A 10,908-nucleotide genomic window follows, 5' to 3' on the forward strand; every position below is an offset into this window, starting at 1 on the left:
TTACTCGGAAGCTTCGGTCATGCGGGCCTGGCCGTCAGACACTGCCTCGGCAGCGGTCTTTCCACCGACCACAACGGCCTGAAGCGTTTCGGCAAGAATATTCTGCGCCGAGATCGCTGCAATCGCCGGGAAGACGCGACCACTGGTGAAGCCGAACAGCTTGCCGTTGCCCGAATTCTCGATCACGGTTTCGATCTGCCCGCGGTACTTCTGCACGGTTTCGTCATTCCAGAAGCTTTCCGCCTTGGCACCGTCCGCGGTGACCGGCATGAACAGGCCAGGCTCCATATTGAGGAACTGACCGTAATTCTCCGGCTCCAGCAGATAGCTGACGAATTTTTCCGAAGCCTTGCGCTTTGCTTCATCCGTCGACAGCATCATCACCGCGTTGGGATAGGCGATGGTGTTGTGCTGGCTTTCGCCTTCGGCATGCGGGATGGCCGCAACGCCGAGATCATCAGCGTCACCTTCGGCCTGAGTATCATAGGACGAGATCACGGAAAACTGCAGGATCATGCCGCAGCTTTTCGAGGCAAAGCAGGATTCCGCCTCACCCCAGGTCCATGAAGTGTTGTCGGGCGGCGACAACTTCTGCAACTCGGCATAGTACTCGTAAGCCGCAATGGTTTGCGGATTGTCAAACCGCAGCTTGCCGTTTTCGTCGTAGATTTCCGTCGCCCCGCCATTGGCCATGACCGAATACACGGTCTGGTCTGTGTAAAGCTGCTTGTTGGCCGGCAATCCAATGCCGTAGGTCGAATCCGAAGAAAGCTTTTCGGCGGCAGCCTTCCAGTCAGCCCATGTGGTTGGCACGTCCAAGCCGGCTTCCGCAAAAACGCTTTTGCGATACCAGAGATTCATCGACATGTTGTACAAGGGAACCGCCCAGACGCCGCCGTCATAAGTGTAGGACTCAAGCGCGCTATCCAGAAAATCATGTTCCTTGTCGAGCTCGGTGACAAAGTCCGAAACCGAGGTCAGTGCGCCGATATTCTTGAGGATTGGCGCAAAATCCGGAATGGCAAAGAGCATGTCCGGGCCGGCGCCTGCTGACAGAGCGGCTGGTGCCTTGGCATAGATTTCGCCCCAGTTCTGCGGCTCCTGGCTCACAACAATGTCCGGGTTGGCCTCGTTGAAGGCGTCCATCAATTTCTGAATGCGTTCCACCCGGTGCGGCGGCTGTTCCATGTGCCACAGGGTGATTTCGACCGGTGCCGCCCAAGCGGAAACCGGCAGCAGCAGCGCTGCGCTTGTAAGCAGTGTCGTCAGTGATTTTCTCATGTCGTCAAACTCCCGTTTGCGGGCAAACCTGCCCTGTTCCCTTATAGATGCGGGTTGCGTGGCCGAAACCGCTCGACCAGCTTCCGGTTGATCTCCTTGGCGCCCGGCATATTGGCACTGAGGTAGATTGGCGCGTCACCATCCGCTGCAAGCCGCGCTGCGACGTCGACAAAGATTGCGTTGAGGATCGTCACCCCGATGGCGGTGGAGACCGGACCGACTTTCAACTCTGATCCCGCCACCGCCATGACGGCGTCTCCTGGAGGACTGCCGTTGTCGAGCACGATGTCGGCCAGGTCCGCGAGCCTCTGACGGCCGGCGGCCGAGGCGGTCGAATAGGCGACCGAGGTGATGCAGATAACCGTGCAGCCGATCTCACGGCCGATGCGCGCGGCTTCCAGCGGCGCTGCGTTCACACCGGAATTGGAAATGACGAACAACACATCGCCGGGGCGAATATTGTAACGATCCATGATCGGAGCCACGATGCCTTCGGTCCGCTCATAGGCAGTCCCTGCGATAGCACCCTCGTGCAGCATGATCGGGGCGGCCAGTATCGGGACCGTGATGGCAAGACCGCCGGCGCGATAGTGCATCTCCTCGGCCATCACATGCGAGTGGCCGGTTCCAAAGATATAGACCCGGTTATCAGAACGGGCGGCAGCGGTCACAGCGATCGCCGCAGCTTCCATTTGTGCCGATATATCGGTTTTCAGCGCGGTCAAGCGCTTGATCAGATTGTCAAAATATCCATCGGTCATAGAAGTCATTGGGTGGCATCGGCTCCAAGTGTAAGATTTGCCTTCATGACGAAAGAATCGCCGCGATAAACGGACCGCACAAACTCGAACGGGTTTCCGTTCACGTCGCAAGTCCTGCGGGTCAGCTCAAGAACGGGCGCATGCTCGCTGAGCTGGAGTGTTCGGCTGACAGCAGGGCTCGAAAGCGCCGCCTGCAGAGTTTGCTCAGCCGATGCCGGCATGATGCGGTAATGCTTGCGCAGGATGGCGTAGAGCGACTCCTGAGCGAAGTCGGCCACGTTAAACAGGCCCGGCGCCACATCAGCGCGAATTTCCGTAGTCTCCATCGCCACTGGTTCACCATCGACAAGACGGACACGCACCAGCCGATAGACATCGCCACCCAATGGAAGGTTCAGGGCGGTTGAACACAGCTCGTCGGCCCTGTGGGCACCAGATTCCACCACCACACTTGACGCGCGGCGACCCTGTTGCTCGATTTCTTCGGTGAAGCCAGTCAGTGTCGACAGTTTCTGCTGGATCATCGGCCGGCCGACAAAAGTACCATGCCCGGTTCGGGTTACCAGAATGCCGCGATCCGTAAGGTGCTTGAGTGCCTGGCGGGCGGTCATCCTGCTGATGCCAAGCTCTTCCGCCATCACCCGCTCCGAGGGAAGCTTATCGCCAACACTCAGCTTGCCGGAAGCTATGTCTGCTTCAAGCGCGGATGCGATCCGCCGATAGACTGGGCCAATCGGATCACTCATGACACTTCAGCAACAATCGAATTGTGGTATAGTCCATACTGATAATGGTATATACCAATTTTGGAATTGCAACCGATTTATCGCGATCCGGGCAATTTTCCAATTACAGGCTGGAAATCAGCGCGTTACGCCTTTTTGCGTAGAGCCCATAAGCCTCCCGGTAAGCGGCCGCGGTCTCGCCTGCGGGCCTGTAATGAGACACCTCTCCGGCGGCCGACATAGATGCCGCATGAACTCCGGAAAAGTCACCCAGCGCCATAGCGGCGATCAGCGCCGCACCGCGCGCCCCGAATTCGGTTCCAGTGGGTACGATCACCTCCATTTGCAACATGTCCGCGATCATCTGACACCAGACGGGGCTCTGACTGCCGCCTCCGGTCAACCTGATTTGCCGTCCTTCAAAGCCGAGAGCCGACACCAAATCGTACAACGCGAACGCCACGCCTTCATAAACAGCGCGCAGCATATGGGCGCGTCCGTGAACCGGAGACAAACCGGAGAACTGCGCCCGCGCGTCCGGCGCCACCACCGGCGCTATAATGCCGCTCTCACTGAGATAGGGCAAGAAACTGACACCTCCGGCCCCTATCGCCACGCTTTCCACCAGTGAAGTCACCTGTTGATAGCAATCCTCTTTGCCTTGCAGGTCAGACGCAAACACGCCAATCGCCCAATCCAGGTTGAGCGTGCCTGCAACGTTGACCATCGCGCGGTACCAAAAATCACCGGGCATCGAAAACAGCAGCCCCAGATCGCCTGGCTCAAACACCGGCTCATCATGGCACGTGCCAACAAGACAAGTAGTACCCAGCACCGCCGTTGCTATGTCCGTATCAAACCCGCCCGCGCCGATGACCGTGGACACAACATCCCCTGCCCCGACGGTCACCGGGGTTCCCTCAGGCAGTCCCGTCAAGATGGCTGTTTTTGGCAACAGCCCCCCGATGATTTCTTCGGAATCCCGGATGGGCGGCAACAAATGTGCGCAATCGCCAAGACCGAAAAGCTCAATCATCTCGTCGCTGCGCGATCGGGTTCTTGCGTTGCCGGGGATCACCGAGGCCTCGCTGCGATCGGTCGCGATCAGTCCGGTCAGCCGGAAGCGGAGAAAATCCTTGTAACTGACGACATGTGCTGCCCGCCGGATCAGCTCAGGCTCATGGCGTTTCAGCCATGCCAGAACCGGTAAAGTGCAGCCCTGCTGCAGCACCGAGCCGGAGGATTGGAATATCCGCGACATTACCGCAGGGTCGCGGTCCCGCATCTCGTCGAGAATTGGCTGACTGCGACTATCCTCCCAGACAATGCCGTGCCGCAACGGGTCTCCGCTTGCATCAAGAACCCAGGCGCCAACCATCGCCGCCGACAACCCGACCGCCCTGATCGAAGCGGGATCGATCCCGGCTTTTTCAACCGCTTCGCGGATAACCGTGACCGCTGCATCCCAGGATTCTTCAGGGTCCAGTTCGCTCCAGCCGGGATGCCGCCGGTGCAGCGTGGTCGGTCTGGAGGCCGTGGCAATCTCGCGTCCTTCACCGTCAAAGACTGCGGCCTTGCACCGCGACGTCCCGGCATCAACTCCGAGCAGAAAACCGGTCTTGCTCATCCTGCTTGTCCCGAAGCCGCGCCGCCCAACCAGGTCTGTCGAACGTGCAGGCCTTCGCCGAGATGAACAAGGTCTGCGCGCATTCCTGGCATCAGCCGTCCACGATCGTGCAGACGCAGAAAATCGGCAGGATAGGCCGAGGCCATCCGCAGAGCTTCCCCCAGTGACAGATCGAGGTATTGGACCCCGAACCGTACCGCAGACGCCATGTCCAGATCGGATCCGGCAAGTGTGCCGTCCTCGAGTGCCAGGCGCGAGCAATATCCGCCCTGCTTGCGCCAGATCGTCCGGCCATTGAGGGTGAAGTGATCCCGCTCCTGACCGACAAGCGACATCGCATCGGTGACGAAGTAAAGCCGTCCGGGCCCGCGCTTGGCCCGCAGCGCGACCCTGAGCGCCAGTGGATCGACGTGATGACCGTCAGCAATGATACCGCCCCAGACATCAGGATGATCGAGTGCCGCGCCAACCAGGCCCGGTTGCCTGTGGCCAAACCCGCTCATGGCATTAAACAGGTGCGTGACGCCACGTGCGCCGGCATCAAAAAGCCGCAAGGCGCTGGCCGCGTCGCTGTCAGTATGGCCAAGGCAGACAATGACGCCGGCATTGGCGAGACGGCTGACCTGAGCCGGCGTTACCTGTTCGGCAGCCAGCGTCACAACCAGCGTCGAGATCCCGGTTGCTGCGGACGTCAGGCGGTCGACATCCGAGTCCTGCAGCGGCCGCATGTATTTTGCCAGATGGGTCCCCTTGCGGGACGGCGCCAGATGCGGCCCCTCAAGGTGCAGACCAGCAACACCTCGACCCGCGGCAACCGCCACGGCGGCTGCGCTGATGGCATGTTCGACGGTTCCCTCGACATCTGTGATCAAGGTCGGCAGCAGGCTGGTCGTCCCGAAGGGACGGTGGCCTTCGGCGATCATGAACATGGACGCCGACGACGGATCATCATTGAGCATCCGGCCACTGCCGCCATTGACCTGTGCGTCGATGAAGCCGGGCGCAAGAATTCCGCCCGCCAGATCGATCTGCTCGCAATCGCTGATCGTCTCGCCGTCAGGTACTATTGCCTCGATCTTCCCGTTTGCGATCAGCAATGTGCTGTTGTCGTGAAACCGCGTACCGTCAAAAAGGCGCGCGCCGCTCAGTGCTTGTCTGGCCATCACATGGTCTCTGTTACTTTGAGAAGATTGGCGGGTTGATCCGGGTCGAACCCCTTCTGCCGGGTCACTGCCTCAATCAGCCTGTAGGCGGGGAGCAACGCGACCAGCGGATCCAGCAACCCGTGCCCGGTCGAGGGAACCAGCACCGAAAGACCTGATGCCGGTTTTGAGGAAAATGTGATTGTCCTGGCGCCAAGGTTGCTCAGTTTCTGCATTGCTTCGCAATTGTTGTCGAAAGACATGTCATCCTGGACAAAGCCTATCACCGGGAAGCCGCGTTCGACCAGCCGAAGCGGGCCATGCATGATTTCCGCAGTCGAAAACGCTTCCGCATGCAGACCGGCGGTCTCCTTGCATTTGAGCGCTGCTTCCATCGCTATGCCCAAACCGGTACCGCGGCCACAAGTGTAAAGCGAATGAGAGGCAGCAATCACCTCCTGCGAAGCTGCCATATCAATCATGCTCGTGCGCGACAGCGCCTCCGGCAAGGCATCCAACCCGCGCTTGAAACCGGTGTCCCCTGCAGCGGAACTGACGATCGCAGCGAGGGCCGCCGCCGAGGTGATGAAGCTCTTGGTCGCAGCCACGCTTTTTTCAGGCCCGGCACCAAGCAGAATGGTCAGATCGGCTTCCCGCGCCACCGGACTGTCCGCCACATTGACGATCGCCACGGTTCGCGCGCCCCCGTCTTTCGCCGCAGCCTGCAAGGCAACGATGTCCGGGCTTGCTCCCGACTGGGAAACGGTGAAATGAACGGCGGAAGGCAACCGGAGCCGTTGCTTGTAGACTGACGCCACCGATGGACCGATCGAGGCCACCGGGATGCCGGTCGACACTTCCATGAGGTACTTGAAGAAAGTTGCGGCGTGATCGGAAGATCCGCGAGCCGCCATTGTCACCAAGGCCGGCGGGTGGTCGCGCAACCAGGCTCCCACCTCGCCGATGACCCTGGCTTGGCCCCGCAACAACCGCTCCACCACCGCGGGCGATTCATTGGCCTCAGTCAACATCAGGGATGATTCAGACAAGTCTATTCTCCTATGGTCAATTCGGCGACGAAATCATAAATATCGCCGCGATAATGGGACCGGGTGCGCTCAACGACCCGATGGTCGGCGCGCCGTGAAACCCGCTCGATCAGCAGGCACGGGTCGCCTTGCTGGACGCCAAGCAGATCAGCCTCCAAGGGTTGGAAAATCATCGCTGTGAGTTTCTGCAATGCGTGCACCGGGCGGTGTCCGTGACGCGCCAAGGCGGCGTATAACGACCCCTCGCCGATCTGCTCGCCATCAATCAGGCGCTGCGGCACAACCGCACGTTCGACCGCCACAGGCATCCCGTCTGCCAGCCGCAGCCGGTCAAGTGTCAGCATCATGTCGTGCCGGTCGACACCGAACAGCAATGCCTCCTCGGACGACGGCAGGCGGACGTCAGAGCCAAGAACAGTCGCGCCCGGCTCCATGCCACGCAGTTTCATATCCTGGGAGAACGAAGACAGGTCCCAAAGCGGTTGCTCAATGTGAACCGGGTGATTGGCGACAAAGGTTCCGCTGCCCCGGCGGACCTCGAGATCGCCCGATTCGAGGAGGAGTTTGTAGGCGTTGCGCACGGTTACCCGTGCAACCGACAGGCCTTCAGCCAACTCGCGCTCCGGCGGCAACGCCTCTCCCGGCGTCAGCCATTGCGTGGTGATGAGTGTCTCAATCGCCCGGGCAAGCTTGATATATAGCGGGCCACCATCCCGGTTCTCAACGAACGGTCCGCTTCGCAGTTGTTCAATAAATGAGGTCTTGATCATAGGACCTGTTTAGAACCAAATAGGATCCAATTACAATCCTAAACACCGAAAAGCCGAAACCGGGCGGAGAACGCGTCGATCATCCGATATCACGGTCATGATCACCGAAAGCCGTCAGTGCTCATTTGGCATCGTTGCTCTAGGCGCTGATGCGGACAGGCAACTCGCTCAGGGACTTGAAGTTTTCAAAAGGCGCACCTGGAAAGAGGTGCGCCGACGCAACTACAACTCTGTTGCGGCCTGCGGCTTTCGCTGAATAGAGCGCCTGGTCGGCCCGGTTTATGGCGAGCTTCAAAGCCCTCTCATTGTCATTTATTGCCGAGACGCCAAAACTCACGGTCACCGCATGTTCAATTCCATAACGACCCCATGCGCGTTCGGAAAAGCCGACGCGAAGGATCTGGGCAAGCGCCGCAGCGTCTTCCTGTGAGATTCCAGGAAGAAAAACCACGAACTCCTCGCCGCCAAAACGGGCGGCATGTCCACATGAATTCGTCGCCTGACGTGTCTGACGTCAGCGCCCGTGGGACAGATTTGAGGATTTGAACAACGGAGGATTTCTGGTTCATCTTACCGATTGGGAGATCGAGATGAGACAGAAGCCTGAAACATCGAAGAACGCAGCTGACAAGCTGGTCAAGAACATCCGCCGCAAGACCCGCCAGACCTATTCAGCGGAGGAAAAAATCCGTATCGTTTTGGCGGGTTTGCGTGGAGAGGAAAGCATCTCGGTGCTGTGCCGCCGCGAAGGTATCGCCGAAAGCCTGTATTACAGCTGGTCGAAGGAGTTCCTGGAAGCAGGCAAGCGCCGGCTCTCGGGTGACACAGCACGGCAAGCGACGTCGCCGGAAGTAAAGGACCTTCGCTCTGAAGCCTTGGCGTTGAAGGAATGCGTCGCCGATCTGACCCTGGAGAACCGCCTGCTCAAAAAAAGCATGACAGGTGCTGGGGAGGACGAGGCATGAGATACCCTGCGACCGAGAAGCTTGAGATCATTCGCACGGTCGAAGGATCGCACCTGCCAACCAAGCAGACCCTCGATATGCTGGGCATACCGCGCACCACTTTTTACAGATGGTATGATCTTTACCTCGACGGTGGGGTTGTTGCCTTGGATGATCGGTCTCCACGGCCGAAGTCGGTCTGGAACCGTATCCCCCAAGACCGGCGTGATGACCTGATTGAGTTCGCGCTGGAACACGAGGCGCTGACGACCCGGGAGCTGGCAGTCAAATACACTGATGAGAAGCGGTATTTTGTCTCTGAATCATCGGCTTATCGTATCCTGAAGGAAGCCGATTTAATCACCGCACCGGCCTATGTGGTGATCAAGGCAGCCAATGAGTTCAAAGACAAAACTATCGCCATCAATGAGATGTGGCAGACCGACTTCACCTACTTCAAGATCATCGGGTGGGGCTGGTATTACCTCAGCACGATCCTGGACGATTACAGCCGCTACATCATCGCCTGGAAGCTTTGCACAAACATGCGGGCCGAGGACGTGACAGACACCATTGAACTGGCGCTTCAGGCATCGGGCTGCGACCAGGCCGTCGTGCGCCACAAACCGCGCCTGCTCAGCGATAACGGGTCATGTTACATCTCTGGCGATTTGGCTGAATGGCTGGAGGACAAGAAGATGGATCACGTTCGTGGAGCCCCGTTCCACCCGCAAACCCAGGGAAAGATCGAGCGATGGCATCAGACGATGAAGAACCGGGTCCTGCTGGAAAATTACTATCTGCCAGGCGATCTTGAACGCCAGATCGAGGCCTTCGTCGACTACTATAACAACAGGCGCTACCACGAGAGCTTGAAGAACGTCACACCCGCCGACGTCTACTTTGGGCGCGACAAAGCCATCTTGAGAGAAAGGAAAGAGATCAAGAAGCTGACAATCCGCCAACGTCGCTTGCACCATCAAAAACAAGCGGCATAATCAGTCACACAAACGAACCAGAGCCTCCAATACTCAAGCCGCTCTGATGTCCCATTTTATCTGACGACGGACAGTGTTGTTGGTGACATCGACTTCTCCGGGATAGTCGCAAAACGTCAGCAGCTGATCGCGGGCCCGCCCGATCTTGGCCTGGAGCTTTTGGGCCAGGTCGCATGAAGTCGGGGCGCATAGAAGCCCGGCAAGCTGTTTATCGAATTTGCGCTTCTTGCTTGCGACGGTAGACGCAGCGAATGTGCTTATGGCTCTGGCGAAATCAAACACACGGCCAAACCAAAGCTGGAAGCGAAGAGGGAGATCATCCTCGCCATGTTCCAGCGCAAAGGCTGTATCACGCGCCAAATGTGCAAGGCAGGTTTGATGTCGATGGCCGTGAGATTGCTGGGCTGAATACCGATCAGATATCCATACCTCGGGGACATGGCCGCCCATGGTCTCGTGAACGACCCGTGCTGCACGGGAGTAATCGGGCTGGTGGACAACGGCATCCTTGCAATGAAAAACCCAGTGTTGGGCATTTGTGCCCTCAATACGCACACCGGTTTCGTCGCTGGCGACAACGCGGGCGGCTCGAAGGCTGGCCTTGGCGGCCTGTGCTGTGGCCTGGAAGCTCGGACGGGAGCGGGCAAACATGTTCATGATCGCGCCCTCGCTCGCATGGAGGCCGAAGATATCCATGAACACACCGCTCAGGCGTTCGTAAGACAATGCATGGAAACTCTTGAGGTAGATCGCCAGCGCGTGAATGCCTGGCCCGAACGGCGTTGCGGTTGCCACGGCAGGTGCGGTGGCTTTTGTCGTCGTGCCGCATTGCGGGCAATGACAGGAAAAACGCCGATGCCGGGTGACATGAGGACGGATCGCAGGAATATCGATCTCGTCATAGGCCCCGGCCAGCACCATCGTATCATCACCGGAAAACGCATGGCCGCATCTCTTGCAGGCGGTCGGTTCATGATCGCGAAACATGTCGGCAAAATCCGCCAGCACCCTATTGTGGGGTTCATGCCCGGGCTTGGCTCCACCCGGTCGTGAGTTGACGCGTTTCTCTTTCTTGTCCGTAGAGGGCGGCTTGGAAGACGTCCGAGAATCCTTGGCAGGCCGTTGGAGCCGAAGCACCATCTCGATCAATTCGTCCTTGCTCAGCTGCTGCAAATCAGTCCGATCCATATCATCATGGATTCAGACATTGTGGTGCATGGCAAGGGGGTGGGTAATTACGCCACTGCCTGTTTATGCGAGAGGGAAATCAGTCCTTCTGACAATTGTCGCCAACGTTTCTCGATCTCGGCAAGCAGCTCTGCATGCACGATCTTGGCTTCGTGGGGGTCACGTGTCTTGAGGCTCCGCTTCTCTTCGCGTTTGCCAACGATCTCAATCAAGTGATCGGGCACACGCTTGCGAAGTTGATAGATACCAGTTTTGTAATGCCGAACAGGACGTGACATTTTAAGGACCATGCTGTGTGTACCGCCTTTGTGTACCAAAACAGCAGTTACAAATCCTTTAAACTCAACATGTTGAGCGTTTTCAATGTCTTCTGGGGGTGTTGGCGGAGAGGGTGGGATTCTCCCCCAAAGTCCTTAGTGTACT

The 10,908-nt window shown here is 58.4% G+C and carries 10 protein-coding genes and 1 pseudogene; 1 reads left to right on the forward strand and 10 read right to left on the reverse strand.

Going from position 1 to position 10,908, the window contains the following annotated elements:
* The 8 genes and pseudogenes from IMCC20628_RS19645 to IMCC20628_RS19680 all read right to left on the reverse strand — a co-directional run.
* Positions 1-1,281 carry an extracellular solute-binding protein gene (locus IMCC20628_RS19645; RefSeq protein WP_047031601.1) on the reverse strand — a complete coding sequence of 427 codons (1,281 nt, stop codon included), beginning with the start codon at positions 1,279-1,281 and terminating at the stop codon, positions 1-3.
* A gap of 41 nt (positions 1,282-1,322) precedes the next feature.
* The gene (locus IMCC20628_RS19650) at positions 1,323-2,051 is read right to left on the reverse strand and encodes an SIS domain-containing protein (protein WP_047031602.1); all 729 of its coding nucleotides are present in this window, start codon (positions 2,049-2,051) and stop codon (positions 1,323-1,325) included.
* Positions 2,048-2,788 carry a GntR family transcriptional regulator gene (locus IMCC20628_RS19655; protein ID WP_047031603.1) on the reverse strand — a complete coding sequence of 247 codons (741 nt, stop codon included), beginning with the start codon at positions 2,786-2,788 and terminating at the stop codon, positions 2,048-2,050. The genes IMCC20628_RS19650 and IMCC20628_RS19655 overlap by 4 nt, the downstream gene beginning before the upstream one ends.
* Positions 2,789-2,891: 103 nt before the next feature.
* Entirely contained in the window at positions 2,892-4,394 is a 1,503-nt protein-coding gene (locus IMCC20628_RS19660) for an FGGY-family carbohydrate kinase (protein WP_052766563.1), read from the reverse strand.
* Positions 4,391-5,557: an N-acetylglucosamine-6-phosphate deacetylase gene (nagA, locus tag IMCC20628_RS19665; RefSeq protein WP_047031604.1), complete on the reverse strand. Its 1,167-nt coding sequence runs from the start codon at positions 5,555-5,557 to the stop codon at positions 4,391-4,393. The genes IMCC20628_RS19660 and nagA overlap by 4 nt, the downstream gene beginning before the upstream one ends.
* The gene (locus IMCC20628_RS19670; protein ID WP_197078497.1) at positions 5,557-6,567 is read right to left on the reverse strand and encodes an SIS domain-containing protein; all 1,011 of its coding nucleotides are present in this window, start codon (positions 6,565-6,567) and stop codon (positions 5,557-5,559) included. Before IMCC20628_RS19670 ends, nagA begins: the two co-directional genes overlap by 1 nt.
* A gap of 20 nt (positions 6,568-6,587) precedes the next feature.
* Positions 6,588-7,355: a GntR family transcriptional regulator gene (locus tag IMCC20628_RS19675; RefSeq protein ID WP_047031606.1), complete on the reverse strand. Its 768-nt coding sequence runs from the start codon at positions 7,353-7,355 to the stop codon at positions 6,588-6,590.
* Between the two features lie 139 nt (positions 7,356-7,494).
* Positions 7,495-7,842: pseudogene (locus IMCC20628_RS19680) on the reverse strand (GGDEF domain-containing protein); the annotation flags it as partial.
* A gap of 103 nt (positions 7,843-7,945) precedes the next feature.
* Between IMCC20628_RS19680 and IMCC20628_RS19690 the strand changes: the two are divergent.
* Positions 7,946-9,297 (forward strand): IS3 family transposase gene (locus IMCC20628_RS19690; protein ID WP_156174385.1). Its coding sequence is split into 2 segments (ribosomal slippage): positions 7,946-8,282 and positions 8,282-9,297, totalling 1,353 coding nucleotides; the frame shifts between segments, so codons are not numbered across the junction.
* 33 nt (positions 9,298-9,330) lie between these two features.
* On the opposite strand, the gene IMCC20628_RS19695 is transcribed toward IMCC20628_RS19690, so the two are convergent.
* Both IMCC20628_RS19695 and IMCC20628_RS19700 read right to left on the reverse strand, forming a co-directional pair.
* Positions 9,331-10,485 (reverse strand): IS66 family transposase, encoded by a 1,155-nt coding sequence (locus IMCC20628_RS19695; RefSeq protein WP_047031608.1) that lies wholly within the window; start codon positions 10,483-10,485, stop codon positions 9,331-9,333.
* A gap of 47 nt (positions 10,486-10,532) precedes the next feature.
* Positions 10,533-10,763, reverse strand: a complete 231-nt coding sequence (locus IMCC20628_RS19700) for a DUF6538 domain-containing protein (RefSeq protein ID WP_047031609.1) — start codon at positions 10,761-10,763, stop codon at positions 10,533-10,535.
* Between the last annotated feature and the right edge of the window lie 145 nt (positions 10,764-10,908).

It is taken from the genome of Hoeflea sp. IMCC20628 (assembly GCF_001011155.1).
GTDB lineage: Bacteria > Pseudomonadota > Alphaproteobacteria > Rhizobiales > Rhizobiaceae > Hoeflea.